The organism is Paraburkholderia heleia NBRC 101817 (assembly GCF_000739775.1).
In the GTDB taxonomy this organism is placed as follows: Bacteria; Pseudomonadota; Gammaproteobacteria; order Burkholderiales; family Burkholderiaceae; genus Paraburkholderia; species Paraburkholderia heleia.
In genome coordinates this window covers 66,891-83,860 of sequence record NZ_BBJH01000021.1, presented here as the reverse complement: position 1 = coordinate 83,860, position 16,970 = coordinate 66,891, and the positions used below count along the sequence as shown (strand labels likewise).

The following is a 16,970-nucleotide window of genomic DNA, read 5'->3' as shown; positions in this document are numbered from 1 at the left end:
GGGCTCACCCGGTGCGCGTTCCGGCGCGTCCGCACCTGCGGCGCAGCCGGCCAGTACTTCTCGCAGCAACGGTTTTCCCAGCGATCCTATCCAGACGAGGAGACTCATGCATCGCGCCACCAAGATTGTCGCCACCATCGGTCCGGCTTCCAGCACGCCGGACATCCTGCTGAAAATGATCCGCGCAGGACTGGACGTGGTGCGCCTCAACTTTTCGCACGGCACCGCCGACGACCATCGTCAGCGTGCTGAAATGGTGCGGGACTGCGCCCGCCAGGCTGGCCGCGAAGTCGCGATCATGGCGGACCTGCAAGGCCCGAAGATTCGCGTCGGCAAATTCGAGAATGGCAAGACGGCGCTCGAGCCGGGCCATCCCTTCATCCTCGACGCCGAATGCGAGCTTGGCAATGACGAGCGCGTCGGTCTCGACTACAAGGACCTGCCGCGCGACCTGAAGCCGGGTGACGTGCTGCTGCTCAACGACGGTCTGATCGTGCTCGACGTTTCGCGCGTGATCGGCAGCGAGATTCATACGGTCGTGCGCGTGGGCGGCGACCTGTCGAACAACAAGGGCATCAACCGCCAGGGCGGCGGCCTCACGGCGCCCGCGCTCACCGCGAAGGACATGGAGGACATCCGCACGGCCATGTCGCTCGGCGCGGACTTCGTCGCCGTGTCGTTCCCGAAGAACGCCACCGACATGGAAATGGCGCGCCAGCTCGCGAACATCGCGGGCGCGCCGTACGGCATCAAGCCGAAGATGATCGCGAAGATCGAGCGTGCCGAAGCGATTCCGGCGCTGCAGGAAATTCTCGATTCGTCGGACGGCGTCATGGTCGCGCGCGGCGACCTGGCCGTGGAAGTGGGCAATGCCGCCGTGCCGGCACTGCAAAAGCGCATGATCCGCATGGCGCGCGACTCGAACAAGCTCGTCATCACGGCCACGCAGATGATGGAGTCGATGATCCACGCGCCGGTGCCCACGCGCGCCGAAGTCTCGGACGTCGCCAATGCCGTGCTCGACGGCACGGACGCGGTGATGCTTTCGGCCGAATCGGCGGCGGGCAAGTACCCGGTGCAGACCATCGAGGCCATGGCCGCGATCTGCCTGGAAGCGGAGAAGTCGGAGCAATCCGAGCTGGACAAGGATTTCCTCGACCGCACTTTTACGCGCATCGACCAGTCGATCGCCATGGGCGCGCTGTTCACGGCCTACCACCTGGGCGCGAAGGCGATCGTCGCGCTCACGGAGTCGGGCTCGACCGCACTCTGGATGTCGCGTCACTGGACCCATGTGCCGATCTTCGCGCTCACGCCGCGCCCGGGCAGCGAACGCGCCATGTCGCTCTACCGCAATGTCACGCCGCTGCACCTCGACACGAGCAGCGACCGCGACACGGCGCTGCAGCAGGCCATCGAGGTGGTGGTGAGCAAGGGTTACGCGTCGCGCGGCGACATGGTCGTGCTGAGCGTGGGCGAGCCGATGGGGCAGCCGGGCGGCACGAATACGCTGAAGATCGTGCGCGTGGGGGACGTGCTGTAACTGCGGTGCTGTAACTCGGTGCCGTCAGTTCGGCCCGTATTCTCACGGCGATTTTTTTTCGCATTATTTTCGCGACTCCCGAAAATAAACGCGGCTGGCGTCGACTGGTATCGCACTGGTATCGGATCGGCGCCAGATCGGTGCCATTTAGCCGTCTTTTCCCCGCAATTGCAGCCCGTACGCCGTGGAAACGGCGCGCGGGCTGTCAACTCTTTTTGCACCTTCTCGCGCTTTTGACGCTCCGATACGCCAATTTCATGCCAGTTACGGGCCTGGCCCCGGGAACGGACGCGCTTCGCGATAAAATCACGCCATCGAGCCCGCGGCAGGTCACGCGGGCGGCGGTTGCCAGGCCGCCCTCGACCGGCTGCGCAAGACAGCCGGCGGCAGAAGCATTTCGTTTCAAATCAAAGGAGTAGCAACAATGCCTCTCGTATCAATGCGTCAACTGCTCGACCATGCGGCTGAACACGGTTATGGTCTGCCGGCGTTCAACGTGAACAACCTGGAACAGGTCCAGGCGATCATGGAAGCGGCGAACCAGGTCGGTTCGCCGGTGATCATGCAGGCATCGGCCGGCGCGCGTAAGTACGCGGGCGAGCCCTTCCTGCGCCACCTGATCGAAGCCGCGGTCGAGTCGTATCCGCATATCCCGGTCGTGATGCACCAGGATCACGGCCAGTCGCCGGCGGTCTGCATGGCGGCGATCCGCAGCGGTTTCACCAGCGTGATGATGGACGGCTCGCTCGAAGCCGACGGCAAGACGGTCGCATCGTACGAGTACAACGTCGAAGTCTCGCGCAAGGTCGTCGAAATGGCGCACTCGATCGGCGTGACGGTCGAAGCGGAACTGGGCGTGCTCGGTTCGCTGGAAACGATGAAGGGCGACAAGGAAGACGGTCACGGCGCCGAAGGCACCATGACGCGCGAGCAGCTCCTGACGGACCCGGAGCAGGCCGCCGATTTCGTGAAGCTCACGCAGTGCGACGCGCTGGCCATCGCCATCGGCACTTCGCACGGCGCGTACAAGTTCTCCAAGAAGCCCACGGGCGACATCCTGTCGATCCAGCGCATCAAGGAAATCCACGCGCGCATTCCGAACACGCACCTCGTGATGCACGGTTCGTCGTCGGTGCCGCAGGAACTGCTGGCCGAGATCCGCGAATTCGGCGGCGACATGAAGGAAACGTACGGCGTGCCGGTGGAGGAGATCCAGGAAGGCATCCGTCATGGCGTGCGCAAGATCAACATCGACACCGACCTGCGTCTGGCGATCACGGGCGCGATCCGTCGCTATATGTACCAGAACCCGTCGAAGTTCGACCCGCGCGACTACCTGAAGCCGGCTCGCGAAGCCGCGAAAAAGGTGTGCGTGGACCGCTTCCTCGCGTTCGGCTGCGAAGGCCAGGCGGGCAAGATCAAGCCGGTCTCGCTCGACAAGATCGCCGGGAAGTACAAGTCAGGTGAACTCGCGCAGATCGTTCGCTAAGCGGGCTTCTGTGGCAGGCGCTCGGTACCGCCGCGCCTGAAATAGTCAAAACGTCGCCGTTTCCGCCTGTTTTGGGGGAACGGCGATGGGCTTTTCCGGGAAATTTGCCGGTTTTTGGTTTACCCTCGCATTACCTCCGGTTTTACGGTTTCCTGGCGCGGTTGGAACCGCGATTGCGGACCGAACCCGCCTCCGTTTCGATTGTCCTTTTTGCGAATCACGACGATGTCTACCCTCTACGAATCCACGCTCCGCTCGCTGCCGCTTCTCGGCCGCGGCAAGGTCCGCGACAACTATGCCGTGGGCAACGACAAGCTGCTGATCGTCACCACCGACCGTCTGTCGGCGTTCGACGTCATCATGGGCGAGCCGATTCCGCGCAAGGGCGAGGTGCTCAACCAGATGGCCGACTTCTGGTTCGAAAAGCTCAAGCACATCGTGCCGAACCACCTCACGGGCGTGGCGCCCGAGACCGTGGTGGCCGCCGACGAAGTCGGTCAGGTCAAGGGCCGCGCCGTGGTGGTGAAGCGTCTTGAACCGATCCTCGTCGAGGCCGTGGTGCGCGGCTATCTGGCCGGCAGCGGCTGGAAGGACTATCAGGCAACGGGCGCCGTGTGCGGCGTCGAACTGCCGCCGGGCCTGCAGAACGCCCAGAAGCTGCCCGAGCCGATCTTCACGCCGGCAGCGAAGGCCGAAATGGGCCACCACGACGAGAACATCACGTTTGATGAAATGGAGCGCCGCATCGGCACCGAGCTGTCGCGCACCATCAAGGAAATTTCGATCAAGCTGTACAAGGAAGCGGCCGACTACGCGGCCACGCGCGGCATCATCATCGCCGACACGAAGTTCGAGTTCGGTCTCGACAACCACGGCCAGCTCTATCTGATGGACGAGGCGCTCACCGCCGACTCGTCGCGCTTCTGGCCGGCCGACCAGTATCAGGTGGGCTCGAACCCGCCGTCGTTCGACAAGCAGTTCGTGCGCGACTGGCTCGAAACCCAGGACTGGAAGAAGGAGCCGCCGGCGCCGAAGTTGCCGGACGAAGTGATCGCCAAAACATCGGCGAAGTATCAGGAGGCGCTCGAGCGTCTCACGGGTCAAAAGCTCGCGTGAGCGAGAAGAGGGAAGAAGGAAGCACAATGAGCGAAGTTCAGACGGCTCACCAGCATGCGGCACCGCTCGTCGGCGTGTTGATGGGCTCCAGCTCCGACTGGGACACGATGAAGCACGCGGTCGCGATCCTGCAGGAGTTCGGCGTCGCGTACGAGGCCAGGGTGGTGTCGGCGCACCGCATGCCCGACGAGATGTTCGAGTACGCGGAAAAAGCGCGCGAGCGCGGCCTGCGCGCGATCATCGCCGGCGCGGGCGGCGCGGCGCACCTGCCGGGCATGCTGGCGGCCAAGACCACGGTGCCCGTGCTGGGCGTGCCGGCGGTCAGCAAGTATCTGAAGGGCGTGGATTCGCTCCACTCGATCGTGCAGATGCCCAAGGGCGTGCCGGTCGCGACCTTCGCCATCGGCGAGGCGGGCGCGGCCAATGCGGCGCTCTTCGCCATCTCGATCCTGAGCGTGACCAACACCGAATACGCGAACAAGCTCGCGGCTTTCCGCGTGCGCCAGAACGAAGCGGCGCACGCCATGGCGCTGCCCCCGCTTTGATCGCCCCGCTTTGATTGTCCCCACGCGCCGCGGCCATCCCGCGGCCGACCACAAAGATGACTCCTGACAATTCACCGGTTTCACCGATTCTGCCCGGCGCCTGGCTGGGCATGGTGGGTGGCGGCCAGCTCGGCCGTATGTTCTGCTTTGCCGCGCAGGCGATGGGCTACCGCGTCGCTGTGCTCGATCCCGACGCGACGAGCCCCGCGGGCACCGTGGCCGACCGCCACATCTGCGCCGCATACGACGACGAAGCGGCGCTCACGGAACTCGCGCGCCTGTGCGCGGCCATCTCGACCGAGTTCGAGAACGTGCCCGCGGCGAGCCTCGACACGCTCGCGAAGTCGACCTTCGTGAGCCCGGCCGGGCGCTGCGTGGCGGTGGCGCAGGACCGCATCGCCGAGAAGCAGTTCATCGCGGCGGCCGGCGTGCCGGTTGCGCCGCACGTGGTGATCGAGTCGTCGCAGGCGCTCGCCGGCATCGACGACAAGGCGCTCGCCGCCGTGCTGCCGGGCATTCTCAAGACCGCGCGCATGGGCTATGACGGCAAAGGCCAGATTCGTGTTTCCAACGCCGATGCAGTGCGCGAGGCACACGCGTCGCTCGGCGGCGTGCCGTGCGTGCTGGAAAAACGCCTGCCGCTGAAGTTCGAGGTGAGCGCGCTGATCGCGCGCGGCGCGAACGGCGCGGCCGCGGTCTATCCGCTCGCACAGAACACGCACCGTAACGGCGTGCTCTCGCACACCATCGTGCCCGCGCCGGACGCCAGCCCGGCGCTCGTGCAGCAGGCCCAGCAGGCGGCGATCCAGATCGCGGCCAGGCTCGGCTATGTGGGCGTGCTGTGCGTGGAATTCTTCATCCTCGAAGACGGCTCGCTCGTCGCCAACGAAATGGCGCCGCGTCCGCACAACTCGGGCCACTATACGACCGACGCGTGCGCGACGAGCCAGTTCGAGCAGCAGGTGCGCGCCATGACGGCCATGCCGCTCGGCGACACGCGCCAGCACTCGCCGGCCGTGATGCTGAACATTCTCGGCGACGTGTGGTTCCCCTGCGCCGTGGGCGAGGCGAAGCCCCAGAAGGGCGCCGCGCCCGTCACGCCGCCGTGGGACCAGGTCGCCGCGATGCCGGCTGCGCGCCTGCACCTGTACGGCAAGGAAGAAGCGCGTGCGGGCCGCAAGATGGGCCACGTGAACTTCACCGCGCCGACGCTCGACGAAGCGCGCACGGCCGCTCGCGACTGCGCGCGCCTGCTGCACATCGTCACGAGCTGAGGTTGGGCCCGAAGTTGAGTCATGCCATGTCCGATCAGCAGAATGCGCCGCACGATGGCGCGCCGCCTGTGAGCGCAGCCGACATCGAGCACGCCGCCGCGCTGCTCGACGCGGGCGAACTGGTCGCCTTTCCGACCGAGACCGTCTACGGTCTGGGCGGCGATGCGGCGAGCCCCGAGGCGGTCGCGCGCATCTATGCGGCCAAAGGGCGGCCGGCGAATCACCCGGTGATCGTGCACTTGCCGCCCGGCGGCGACCCGCAGTACTGGGCCGCAGCGTGGCCGGAAGCGGCGCAAAAGCTCGTCGACGCGTTTTGGCCGGGTCCGCTCACGCTGATCGTGAAACGCCACGAACGCATTCCCGACGCCGTGAGCGGCGGCCAGGATTCGGTGGGACTGCGCTGCCCGTCGCATCCGGTCGCGCAAAAGCTGCTCGCGGCGTTTTCCGCGCGTCGCGGCGGCCATGGCGGCGTGGCGGCGCCGTCGGCGAACCGCTTCGGCCATGTGAGCCCGACCACGGCGCAGCACGTGCGCGACGAATTCGGCGCCGCAGTGCATGTGCTCGACGGCGGCGCATGCGACGTGGGTATCGAATCGACGATTCTCGACCTCTCGCGCGGATTTCCCGCGTTGCTGCGGCCCGGCCACGTGACGCCGCACGACATCGCGCGCGTGCTGGGAGAGGCGCCGCGCTTGCCCGACGGCTCGGACGCCACGGCGCCGCGCGCCTCGGGTACGCTCAAGGCGCACTACGCGCCGCGCACGCCGCTCGCGCTGCTGCCGTTCGAGGCGCTGGAGCCGCTGCTCGCCGCCGCGCGCGATGCGGGCGAAACAGTGGCGCTCGTGGCGCGTGCCTCACGCGCCGGCGTTTGGGCCCAGGCCCAGGGCGTGCATTTCGTCGCCGCGCCGGAAGAGCCGCAGGACTATGCGCGTGAGCTATATGGCTTGCTGCGCGCGCTCGATCGCGCGAATGTCTCGCGCATTCTCATCGAGAAGCTGCCGGGGACGATCGAGTGGATCGCGGTCAACGACCGGCTGGGCCGGGCCGCGGCGGCGTTCGAGGCGCAGCAGTAGGGCTTGGTACGCTTTCCCGTGTTCGATAAGAAACACCCCGCGTGCCTTGCGGCGCACGGGGTGTTGTTTCGTGCACCGGAAGCTCCGGTGCAAGCGACGCGTATCAGCGATCAGGGCGCCTTGCCGATGCCCGCAGCAGCGAGCTGCGTTTCGACGTACGTCGCGAATTGCGAGTGCAGCGCCGTGGTCGGGTGCACGAGGTCCGCGAACATGTAGGTCGTGGGCGCGTTGGCCGTCGTCAGCGTTTGCGGCGAGCAGAACAGCGAGCTGCCGAAGCTTTGACCGTAGGCCGCGGCATACGCGTTGATGGTGGCTTGCGGCGTCGTGGCGGGGTTCAACCCGAGCGTTGCCTGCGGGTTGGCGAGCGCGTAGTTGGTCGCGCTGTTCGTCATGGCCGTGAGGTTGCAGGCTGTACCCGTGTTGGTCACGGTGAAGCCGAGGCTTGCCGCGTTCGCGATCGACTGGTCGAGCCACGAGAACGTATCGACCAGCACGACCTTCTTCGCCTGCACGTCGGCTGCGCTCGCCTGGATCAGCGTCAGGTTGTACATCGCCGAAATGAGCGAGAGCGCCTGGTCGGCCGAGGTCGCGGAGCCGGGCGTCGCGCCGACGGCTGCGTCGGCCTTCAGGGCTGCCGGCGTCTTGCCGATGTCGGGTACCGTGACGAGAGCGATCTTCGGATTGCCGGGGACGATATCCGCGTGGACGAGCGCGCCCAGCGTGCCCGCCGCCGTGATGACCGAGGCGATCGACGAGAAGGCGGCCGGATTCGCCTTATAGAGGCCAAGCGCCACGGCCGCCGGCGCGAGCGCCGTGGCCTGGGCCTGCGTGAAGCCTTCCGCCATCAGGGTCGCAACGGCGCTGGGGCCGTTCGCGGTGACAGCGGCCGAGAAGTTGTTTGCGACGAGTGCCGCGCCGAACAACGCCAGGTTCGTCGGACTGCCGTCCGCGGGCACGTCCAGCAGGTTCAGGATTTCATTCGCGCCGCCTTCCACGAGCACGAGCTGATTCGAGTTGAAGCTGCCGTGCTGCGCCAGATACTGCTGGAGCTGCCACGTGACCGGCTGCTCGCTCGCGGCGGCAATCACGGCGCTGGTATTCGCAACGCCGCCGCCCGTCACCAGCGCGCCGCCCTGCGCGTAGTCGAGCCCGCCCATTGCCGTGAGCGGCAGACCGAAGCCGCCTTCGAAGGCCGGCGACAGCGTGTTGCCGAAGTACTCGGACACATGCTGCGCCCAGACTTCGCCCGGGTTGGTCGTGAAGCGCCCGCCGCCGAAGCCCGGCAGGATCTGCTCCGAATACGTGCCCGCGTCGGTCAGGCTCGTGCCGAACGCCACCACCTGCATGTTGACGCCCGACGGCGGCGGCGTGCTCGCGTTGTTGCTCCCCCCGCCGCTGCCGCCGCCGCAGGCGGCGAGCAGCGCAAAGGCGGCGCTCGCGGCAGCGATCTGGGTGGCGCGCAAGAGCGTACGGTGTCTCGGTCCTTGGTGCTTCATGTTCACTTCATCTCCTCTGTGTGTGGCCTTTGAAGCCATGCTTGCCTACTCATGCAATGGGTGCTCGCGGCACGAGCATCCGTTGTCGATGTTGTTCTCTATCGCCGGCCTGGCATGCACCCCCTTGCATGCTGCTGCCCCAGGGCCAAGGCCGACAGACTACGCAATCTCTCAGCGATCGCGCGACCCGAACTCACCCTCGGTGTTGTTTTCCGGCACGTAGTAGCGCTCGCACCAATCGGGCGGCGCGAACAGCGCGGCGAGACGCGAGCGGGAGTCGGGCATGCGCGCGAAATCCCGCGCCATCGCGAGCCATTCATGAAATGTCGCCTTGAGCGGATTGCACGATGCAAGCGGCTTGACGATGCCGTAGTCGGGCGCGTCGCGCGCGTCTTCCTCGGCATAGCTGCCGAACAGGCGGTCCCAGACCGCGAGCACACCGGCGTAATTGCGATCGATATAGCGTGCGTTGCGTGCGTGATGGACGCGATGCATCGACGGCGTGTTGAACACGTATTCGAGCCAGCCGAGCTTGCCTATTGCCTGGGTATGCACGAAGAACTGGAACGCGAGATTGACGAGCACGATCGCGACGATCTGCTCCGGCGCGAAGCCGAGCATGGCGAGCGGAATCCAGAACACCCACATGCCCGCCACGGGATACATGAGGCTCTGGCGAAACGCCGTGGAAAGGTTCAGGCGCTCCGACGAATGGTGGACGACGTGCGCGGCCCAGAGCCAGCGCACGCGATGGCTCGCGCGGTGAAACACGTAGTAGAGCAGGTCCTGCGCGATAAAGAGTGCGCACCACGCGGCGAGCCCCGGCTGCCACGAAACGAGCCGGAAGTGCCGGTAGACATAGGCATAGACGGGCACCGCGACGAGCCACGCAAGCTTGTCGGCGCCCTGGTGCATGAGCGCGAGCGCGGCGTTGCACAGCGTATCGGGCCAGGCGTAGCGGGCGCTGTCGGGGACGTCGTTCGATGCAGCGAGCGGCCGCGTGCGGGAGAGATGCCACGCCTCCCAGCCGATGCAGGCGAGAAACACGGGAGCGAGGGCGAGCAGCAGCCATTGCGCATCGAACTGCACGAACGTCTCCCTCCTTGTCCCGTGGGCGGCGCTGGCGGGCAGCGCGGCGATTGTCGTCTCATGTCTTGTCGGCCGCGTTGATGCGCGTTCTTATGCGTTCGTACGCGCGCGCGGCTCGATTGCCGTGCGCGTATGACAGATTTTTATGACGCGCCTTCGGCCTTTGCCCGTCAGGGTACACGCCCCGCGCCCAGGACGGGCGGCGCTTTGCTAGAGGAAAACTTCGAGCCGGGCGCGCGGCGGCAGGCTCGGGCGAGATGGACGGGGACAGGTCCGCGGCGCCCGCCCGACATGCACACAGCGTGTTCGCCGTGTGCAATCGGCGTGCGCTCAGCGCGTGGTCAATGCGCGATCAATGCGCGCCGCGTTGCCGGGGCGGCGCCTTGTGCGTGGCCTTCGCGAACTTCGACGCCTTTGCCGCGCGCTTCGGATGCGGCTCGACGTACACGGGCTTTTCTTCGGGCATGCCCTTGTAGACCCATTCGAGCAGTGCGTCGTGCGCGGCGCGTGCGGCCTCGGCGTGCGGGTCGTTGATGAGGCTCACCACGATCCAGCTCTCGCCGTTCTCGGCCGCCACGTAACCGGCGATGGCGCGCACGTCGCGCAGCGTGCCCGTCTTGATATGCGCGTTGCCTTCCACGCCCGCGTTGGTGAGGCGGTTGCGCATCGTGCCGTCCACGCCGACGATCGGCAGCGAGTCGATGAACACCTGGGCGACAGGACTCGCGTTCGCGTTCTGCAGCAGGTTGGCGAGCGAGAGCGCGCTGATGTGCTCTTCGCGCGAGAGGCCGCAACCGTTGTCGAGCACGAGTTCGGGCATGTTCAGGCCGCTGCGCCGCAGGAACGCATTGACGGCCGTGGCGGCCTTGGCCGTCGTCGCGGGCGGTCTGCCCTCGACGGCGCCGAGCGTGAGGAACAGGTTGCGCGCCATCACGTTGTTGCTGAACTTGTTGATGTCGTGCACGACGTCCGCGAGCGGCGGGCTCTGGTGCACGGCGAGAAGACGCGCGCGCGGCGGCACGACCCCTTCGCGCACCGCGCCGGCCGGCGTGGCGAAGAGGCTGCCGCCCGTTTGCTGTCCGGTTTGTTGCCAAAGCGCAAGGAAGCCGTCCGCGAAGAACGTGCTGTGGTCTACGGGCGCGGCCATGTTGAGCGTGCGCTCGCCGCAGCGCATGGCGTAACTGCCCGCGAAGCTCGCCGTGACGACGCCGTTGCCGCCGGGCGAAACCTGCGGGCTCGGCAGCATGCCGCCGCACGCGCCGGCGCGCTCGCGGACCTGGTTGTCGATCTGCCACTGCGCAACGGGCGGCACCACGTCGATCGACACTCCCTCGCGGGAGGGCGAGAACGTGAACGAGACCGACTTGAACGCGTACATCAGCGGATCGGGCCCGACGTTGTAGGGCGCGCTGTCGTCGCCGTCGAACGAGGGCAGGTCGCGCGTGGACGGATCGAACTCGCTCTTGTCGAGCACGAGTGCGCCGTCGATGCGCGCGACGCCCGCCGCGCGAATCTTCTGCACGAGGTCGATCAGCTCTTCGGGCACGAGCTTCGGGTCGCCCGTGCCCTTGATGTAGAGATTGCCGTGCAGCGTGCCGCCCGCATCGACTTCGCCGTCGGTATAGGCGCTCGTTTTCCAGCGATAGTCGGGACCGAGCATGGCGAGGCCGCTCCACGTCGTGACGAGTTTCATCGTCGAGGCGGGCATCATCGGCTGGCCGGCATTCACTGCGACGCTGGGCTGGCGGTCGCCGACCTTTTCGATCACCACGCTGACCGACGAGAGCGGCACGTGCGCGCGCTCGAGGCCCGCCATCACGGTGGGCGGCAGCACGGTGGTCACGTTGACCGTGGGAATGCGCGCGCCTGCGGGCTGCGCGTACGCGGCGGGCACGGCGGCCACGCTCGCGGCGAGCGTGGCACAGGCCAGGGCGAGGGCGAGCGGTCGAGGCATGCGCGGTGTGGCGGCGGCGAGGTGCGTGCGGGCGGTGCGCGCGGCAGGCAGTCTGAACAAAGAGCGTAGGCGGGACAGCGAAGCGGGCGGCATGAAAAGCGTTCGGGCGAGTGCAGGGGCGGTACTTGGGCCGGGCGCGGCGCACGGCAAGCGGAGACTCGCCGGTGCTGCGCGCGGGCGCGAAAATCAGGGCAGCGTGGGATTCGTGGTGCGCGCGTGATGCGCTCGCCTGGATGTACGGCCCAGGCCTGCACGCGCGCATCGCGGCCGGATCACGAGTCTTGCGCCGCAAAAGCGCACATTGTAAAGACCTCGCGCCGCATGCGCCCATTGCTGCAAGAAAACGTTGCATATTGCGTGGCGTGATGCAAACACCGCCCGCCGGCGCATCGCGACCGGCTGCACGCCGCAGCGGCGCGGCGCCCCTGTTCAGGCGCTAGAATGCTCGCATTGTCATCCATTCACGCAGCGCGGCGCCGAGGCGCCGCCCGGCCAACATTACGATGCGCATACTGCTAGTCGAAGATGACCGCATGATCGCCGAGGGCGTGCGCAAGGCCCTGCGCGGCGAAGGCTTCGCGGTCGACTGGGTCGAAGACGGCGAAGCCGCCCTTTCGGCCGCGAGCGCGGATTCTTACGATCTCATGCTGCTCGATCTCGGATTGCCGCGACGCGACGGTCTCGACGTGCTGCGCACACTGCGCGCGCGTGGCGCGGCGCTGCCCGTGCTGATCCTCACCGCGCGCGACGCCGTGGCCGACCGCGTGAAGGGGCTCGACGCCGGCGCGGACGACTACCTCATCAAGCCCTTCGATCTCGACGAACTGGGCGCCCGCATGCGCGCGCTGATCCGCCGCCAGGCGGGCCGCAGCGATTCGACCATCCGCCACGGCTCGATCACGCTCGATCCGGCTTCGCACCAGGTCACCCAGGACGGTTCGCCCGTTGCGCTCTCGGCGCGCGAATTCGCGCTGCTCGAAGCGCTGCTCGCGCGTCCGGGCGCCGTGCTCTCGAAAACCCAGCTCGAAGAGAAGATGTACGGCTGGGGCGAAGAGATCGGCAGCAATACGGTCGAGGTCTATATTCACGCGTTGCGCAAGAAGCTCGGGGCCGATCTGATCCGCAACGTGCGCGGCCTCGGCTACATGATCGCCAAAGACGCATGAGACGCCGCACATGAAGTGCGCAGGAGACCCCTTTAGCCGATGAGTTCCATCCGACGACAACTGCTGTTCTGGCTGCTCGCGATCGTGGTCGCGGGCGTGGGGCTCGCGGGCTGGCTGATCTATCGCCAGGCGCTCGCCGAAGCCAACGAGCTGTTCGACTACCAGTTGCAGGAAATCGCCGAGGCGCTGCCCTCCGAGCCATTCAACGAGATCCTCAGTTCGCGCGACACGGGCGACGAAGGCATCGTGCTGCAGATCTGGAATCGCAACGGCGTGCTCATGTACTACTCGCATCCGCGTGCGCCGCTCGCGCCGCGCGCCGAACTCGGCTTTTCGACGGAGCGCACCGATCGCGGCGACTGGCGCGTGTATGGCGCGATCGTCGGCGACAATGTCGTGCAGCTCGCGCAGCCCGTTTCGGTGCGCAACCGGCTCGCCGCGAACGTCGCGCTGCGCACGCTCTGGCCGCTCATCGTGGTGCTGCCGTTTCTCGGCATCGCGGTCTGGATCATGGTGGGGCGCGGGCTCAGGCCGCTTTCGCGCGTCGCGCGCGCGCTCGATACGCGTCATCCCGAAGCGCTCGACCCGCTGCCCGAAGAGCGTCTGCCGCGCGAAGTCACGCCGCTCGTGCATGCGTTGAACGCGCTGCTCGAGCGCCTCGCGCAGGCCATCGACACGCAAAAGGCCTTCGTCGCCGATGCCGCGCATGAGTTGCGCACGCCGCTGGCAGCCGTGCAGATCCAGGCGCAACTCGTTGCGCGCGCAAAGGATGACGAAACGCGCCGCGAAGCGCTCGCCGATCTGCAGGCGGGCGTGACGCGCGCCACGCGGCTGGCCGAGCAACTGCTCGCACTCGCGCGTTCCGAGCCCGACGGTCATGCGCGCGCGCAGAACATCGATCTGCATGCACTGCTCGATGATTGCGTGCTCAACTATGCGCCGCTCGCGCAGCAGCGCGGCGTCGATCTCGGCATCGAGGAAAGCACGGCGGCGAGCGTGTTCGGCGACGCCGATGCATTGCGCGTCATGTTCAACAACCTGCTCGACAACGCGACCAAATACACGCCCGCGGGCGGGCGTGTGGACGTGAGCCTCGCCCTCGTCGATGGGCGTCCGCGCGTGCGCATCGCGGACAGCGGGCCGGGCATCCCGGAGGACGAGCGCGCGCGCGTGTTCGATCGCTTTTATCGCGTAGGTGCGGGCGCGAATCGCGCGCGCACCGATATCGCCGGCACGGGCCTCGGGCTCGCTATCGTGCGGCGAATCGCGGATCAGCATGACGCGACCATCACACTCGGCGATTCGCCCGCCGGCGGCCTGCTCGTAGACGTGCAGCTGTGACCTTCCATCGCCCGCAAATGCCCGCCGCGCGGGCGTTTGCGCGATTATTGCGATTTCTGCGTACTTAAGACTCCTTTAAGCGACACGGCTTACTCTTCGGTACGTCGAGATGAGTCCCCCGCGCAAGGAGTCCGCAATGAATACCAAAGTGCTTTCCCGCAGTGCCGTGGCAGCCGCCGTGATCGTCGCATTGTCGGCGGGCTACGTAGCAGGGCACCGCGATCTGCCTGCTCCGCAGGTCATTTCGCAGGCGCAGGCCGCCGCGATGATGCCCGCCGAAGCCGCGGCCAAGACCGGCATTCCCGACTTCTCGGGTCTCGTGGAAACCTACGGGCCCGCGGTGGTCAACATCAGCGCCAAGCACGTCGTGAAGCAGACGGCGCTGCGCAGCGGCGGCAGCGGCCCGCAACAACTGCCGATCGATCCGAGCGATCCGTTCTACCAGTTCTTCAAGCACTTCTATGGCGGCGTGCCCGGCATGGGCGGCGGCGACAATGGTCCGCAGGCGGACCAGCCGAGCGCGAGCCTCGGCTCGGGCTTCATCATCAGCCCGGACGGCTACATTCTCACGAACGCGCACGTCGTGGACGGCGCCAACGTCGTGACGGTGAAGCTGACCGACAAGCGCGAATACAAGGCGAAGGTCGTCGGCGCGGACAAGCAGTCGGACGTCGCCGTGCTCAAGATCGACGCGAAGGATCTGCCGACCGTGAAGATCGGCGACCCGCGTCAGAGCAAGGTCGGCCAGTGGGTAGTAGCGATCGGTTCGCCGTACGGCTTCGACAACACGGTGACCTCGGGCATCATCAGCGCGAAATCGCGTTCGCTGCCGGACGAAAACTACACGCCGTTCATCCAGACCGACGTACCGGTCAATCCCGGCAATTCGGGCGGCCCGCTCTTTAATCTGCAGGGCGAAGTCATCGGCATCAACTCGATGATCTACTCGCAAACGGGCGGCTTCCAGGGGCTTTCGTTCGCCATCCCGATCAATGAGGCAATCAAGGTCAAGGACGAACTCGTCAAGACCGGCCATGTGAGCCGTGGGCGTCTCGGCGTCGCGGTGCAATCGATGAACCAGACGCTCGCCAACTCGTTCGGCATGGACAAGCCGCGCGGCGCGCTGGTGAGTTCGGTGGACGCGAGCGGTCCGGCTGCAAAGGCGGGGTTGAAGCCCGGCGACGTGATCCTGTCCGTGAACGGCCAGGCCGTGGACGATTCGTCCGATCTGCCTTCGCTCATCGCGGGCATGAAGCCGGGCACGAAGGCCGATGTTCAGGTGTGGCGCGACAAGAGCACGAAGGACCTCACCGCGACCATCGGCACGCTCGGCGACGCAAAGGTGGCCTCGAACGACGCACCGCAGGCGCAGATGCAAGGGCGCCTTGGTGTCGCGGTGCGCCCGCTCACGCCGGAAGAGAAGAGCAACGGCTCGCTCGACCACGGTCTGCTCGTCGAGCAGTCGGGTGGCGCGGCCGAGAATGCGGGTGTCCAGCCCGGCGACGTGATTCTCGCCGTGAACGGCCGCCCGGTGACGAGCGCCGATCAGCTCAAGCAAATGGTTTCGAAGGCTGGCAACAGCATCGCGCTCCTGATCCAGCGAGACGACGCACAAATTTTTGTGCCCGTCGATCTCGGCTGATCCCTGCTGTCGCGAATCCGGCTCCGTGCGCCGGATTCGCGGCGAGAGCAGGTTTCATCACGTTGTACCTGTGCTGCCGCCGTTGGCCTTTGGCCCCGGCGGCAGCGGTTTTTTGGGCGGTGCACAAATCTTCTGCGCGCGGATCGGGCATATCCCTTGCTGAAGCATGGGATCTGACTAACTGAAAGGAGCGATCGATGAAGAGTTTGCATAACTCGCGCCCCGTCCATGCGACCGCTTACGCGACGATCCTCGCGGCCACGCTCGCTCTCGGCCATGCGGGCGGCGCAGCGGCGCAGCAGACCGAAGCCTCCGGCACTGTCGGCGGCACGACCACCGACAATACGAGCGCCGGCAACACCAATGGCGGCGGCATGCCGCAAGTCCAGCAGCAGGGCGACGTGTCGTTCGTCTCCGGCGGCGTGGGCCTCGACGAATCGAAGGCGCTGCTCAGCGCGGAGCGGGAGTGGCCGCTTGCGCTGCGCTTTACCCAGCGCGGCGGCGAGTACGTCGCGGACGTGCGCGTGCAGATCACCGACTCGCACGGCGCAAACGTGCTCGATACGACTTCACGCGGGCCCTATATGCTCGTCAGGGTGCGTCCGGGCCGCTACAGCGTGCACGTGAGCCATGCGGGCGTTGACAAGACGAGCACCGTGACGGTGGGCTCGAACGGCAGCGCGCGGGCGGCGTTCATCTGGTAAGGCGCTTCGCCGGGCCAGGCCGCGTTTGGGCGCTGGCGCACGCGCGCCGCGCATAAGATTCACGCAGCCTGGCCGAGTTTGGCCGATAATAAAGCCGAGGCAGGGCGCCGCAGGCGCCGCCGACCAACAGGGGAGCCGAACATGGCGGTCGAACCGGATGCGGACCATCGCATCGAACTCGTCGCGAACCGTCACCGCGTACGCGTGATTCATGGCGGCATCACCATTGCCGATACGCTGCGCGCCGTCACCCTTTGCGAAACCGGCTACCCCGACGTCTTCTACTTTCCGCGCGCCGACGTGAACATGGCGCGGCTCGAACGCTCCGGACAGACCTCGCATTGCCCGTTCAAGGGGGAGGCGACGTATTTCCATTTGCGTACCGAAGACGGGCGCGTCGACGACGCGGCCTGGAGCTACGAAGCGCCGCTCGATGACGCACGCGGCATCGAGGGGTATCTGGCTTTCCACGCGACTCGCGTGGACCGGATCGACCAGACCTCCTGAAAGGCCCGGTAGCTTGCAAAGGGGAGCCGCC

The 16,970-nt window shown here is 66.8% G+C and carries 14 protein-coding genes; 11 read left to right on the top strand and 3 right to left on the bottom strand.

Going from position 1 to position 16,970, the window contains the following annotated elements; genetic code table 11:
- The first annotated feature begins 106 nt into the window (after nucleotides 1-106).
- The 6 genes from pyk (at nucleotide 107) to BHE01S_RS18030 (ending at nucleotide 7,040) form a co-directional block, all read left to right on the top strand.
- On the top strand, nucleotides 107-1,543 hold the full coding sequence (gene pyk / locus BHE01S_RS18055) for a pyruvate kinase (protein ID WP_042266290.1): 1,437 nt from the start codon (nucleotides 107-109) through the stop codon (nucleotides 1,541-1,543).
- Between the two features lie 424 nt (nucleotides 1,544-1,967).
- Nucleotides 1,968-3,032, top strand: a complete 1,065-nt coding sequence (fba, locus tag BHE01S_RS18050; RefSeq protein WP_042266288.1) for a class II fructose-bisphosphate aldolase — start codon at nucleotides 1,968-1,970, stop codon at nucleotides 3,030-3,032.
- 225 nt (nucleotides 3,033-3,257) lie between these two features.
- Nucleotides 3,258-4,148, top strand: a complete 891-nt coding sequence (locus BHE01S_RS18045) for a phosphoribosylaminoimidazolesuccinocarboxamide synthase (RefSeq protein ID WP_042266287.1) — start codon at nucleotides 3,258-3,260, stop codon at nucleotides 4,146-4,148.
- A 26-nt stretch (nucleotides 4,149-4,174) separates the two neighbouring features.
- A complete protein-coding gene (gene purE, locus BHE01S_RS18040) occupies nucleotides 4,175-4,693 on the top strand; it encodes a 5-(carboxyamino)imidazole ribonucleotide mutase (protein WP_042266284.1) in 519 nt (172 codons plus the stop codon).
- A gap of 56 nt (nucleotides 4,694-4,749) precedes the next feature.
- Nucleotides 4,750-5,967: a 5-(carboxyamino)imidazole ribonucleotide synthase gene (locus BHE01S_RS18035; RefSeq protein WP_042266282.1), complete on the top strand. Its 1,218-nt coding sequence runs from the start codon at nucleotides 4,750-4,752 to the stop codon at nucleotides 5,965-5,967.
- Between the two features lie 26 nt (nucleotides 5,968-5,993).
- Complete coding sequence (locus BHE01S_RS18030; protein WP_042266429.1) at nucleotides 5,994-7,040, top strand: L-threonylcarbamoyladenylate synthase; 1,047 nt, start codon at nucleotides 5,994-5,996, stop codon at nucleotides 7,038-7,040.
- A 110-nt stretch (nucleotides 7,041-7,150) separates the two neighbouring features.
- Here the strand turns inward: BHE01S_RS18030 and BHE01S_RS18025 are convergent, their stop codons facing one another.
- The 3 genes from BHE01S_RS18025 to dacB form a co-directional block, all read right to left on the bottom strand.
- Entirely contained in the window at nucleotides 7,151-8,536 is a 1,386-nt protein-coding gene (locus BHE01S_RS18025; protein WP_042266279.1) for a hypothetical protein, read from the bottom strand.
- Between the two features lie 171 nt (nucleotides 8,537-8,707).
- Entirely contained in the window at nucleotides 8,708-9,625 is a 918-nt protein-coding gene (locus BHE01S_RS18020; RefSeq protein ID WP_042266277.1) for a sterol desaturase family protein, read from the bottom strand.
- A 352-nt stretch (nucleotides 9,626-9,977) separates the two neighbouring features.
- A complete protein-coding gene (gene dacB, locus BHE01S_RS18015; protein ID WP_084068966.1) occupies nucleotides 9,978-11,672 on the bottom strand; it encodes a D-alanyl-D-alanine carboxypeptidase/D-alanyl-D-alanine endopeptidase in 1,695 nt (564 codons plus the stop codon).
- Nucleotides 11,673-12,082: 410 nt separating this feature from the next.
- On the opposite strand from dacB, the gene BHE01S_RS18010 reads away from it, so the two are divergent.
- The 5 genes from BHE01S_RS18010 (at nucleotide 12,083) to BHE01S_RS17990 (ending at nucleotide 16,939) form a co-directional block, all read left to right on the top strand.
- Nucleotides 12,083-12,745 (top strand): response regulator, encoded by a 663-nt coding sequence (locus BHE01S_RS18010; RefSeq protein ID WP_042266276.1) that lies wholly within the window; start codon nucleotides 12,083-12,085, stop codon nucleotides 12,743-12,745.
- Nucleotides 12,746-12,784: 39 nt separating this feature from the next.
- Entirely contained in the window at nucleotides 12,785-14,086 is a 1,302-nt protein-coding gene (locus BHE01S_RS18005) for an ATP-binding protein (protein ID WP_042266275.1), read from the top strand.
- A gap of 136 nt (nucleotides 14,087-14,222) precedes the next feature.
- Entirely contained in the window at nucleotides 14,223-15,728 is a 1,506-nt protein-coding gene (locus BHE01S_RS18000; protein ID WP_042266427.1) for a DegQ family serine endoprotease, read from the top strand.
- A gap of 197 nt (nucleotides 15,729-15,925) precedes the next feature.
- Nucleotides 15,926-16,432 (top strand): hypothetical protein, encoded by a 507-nt coding sequence (locus tag BHE01S_RS17995; protein WP_042266274.1) that lies wholly within the window; start codon nucleotides 15,926-15,928, stop codon nucleotides 16,430-16,432.
- A 141-nt stretch (nucleotides 16,433-16,573) separates the two neighbouring features.
- Nucleotides 16,574-16,939 (top strand): DUF427 domain-containing protein, encoded by a 366-nt coding sequence (locus BHE01S_RS17990; protein ID WP_042266272.1) that lies wholly within the window; start codon nucleotides 16,574-16,576, stop codon nucleotides 16,937-16,939.
- Nucleotides 16,940-16,970 lie beyond the last annotated feature (31 nt).

Coding starts and splice junctions, on each gene's coding strand:
- BHE01S_RS18035 (WP_042266282.1), top strand. CDS start 4,750: ATGACTCCTGACAATTCACCGGTTTCACCGATTCTGCCCGGCGCCTGG.
- pyk (WP_042266290.1), top strand. CDS start 107: ATGCATCGCGCCACCAAGATTGTCGCCACCATCGGTCCGGCTTCCAGC.
- BHE01S_RS17995 (WP_042266274.1), top strand. CDS start 15,926: ATGAAGAGTTTGCATAACTCGCGCCCCGTCCATGCGACCGCTTACGCG.
- purE (WP_042266284.1), top strand. CDS start 4,175: ATGAGCGAAGTTCAGACGGCTCACCAGCATGCGGCACCGCTCGTCGGC.
- BHE01S_RS18005 (WP_042266275.1), top strand. CDS start 12,785: ATGAGTTCCATCCGACGACAACTGCTGTTCTGGCTGCTCGCGATCGTG.
- BHE01S_RS17990 (WP_042266272.1), top strand. CDS start 16,574: ATGGCGGTCGAACCGGATGCGGACCATCGCATCGAACTCGTCGCGAAC.
- BHE01S_RS18010 (WP_042266276.1), top strand. CDS start 12,083: ATGCGCATACTGCTAGTCGAAGATGACCGCATGATCGCCGAGGGCGTG.
- BHE01S_RS18045 (WP_042266287.1), top strand. CDS start 3,258: ATGTCTACCCTCTACGAATCCACGCTCCGCTCGCTGCCGCTTCTCGGC.
- fba (WP_042266288.1), top strand. CDS start 1,968: ATGCCTCTCGTATCAATGCGTCAACTGCTCGACCATGCGGCTGAACAC.
- dacB (WP_084068966.1), bottom strand. CDS start 11,672: ATGCCGCCCGCTTCGCTGTCCCGCCTACGCTCTTTGTTCAGACTGCCT.
- BHE01S_RS18030 (WP_042266429.1), top strand. CDS start 5,994: ATGTCCGATCAGCAGAATGCGCCGCACGATGGCGCGCCGCCTGTGAGC.
- BHE01S_RS18000 (WP_042266427.1), top strand. CDS start 14,223: ATGAATACCAAAGTGCTTTCCCGCAGTGCCGTGGCAGCCGCCGTGATC.
- BHE01S_RS18025 (WP_042266279.1), bottom strand. CDS start 8,536: ATGAAGCACCAAGGACCGAGACACCGTACGCTCTTGCGCGCCACCCAG.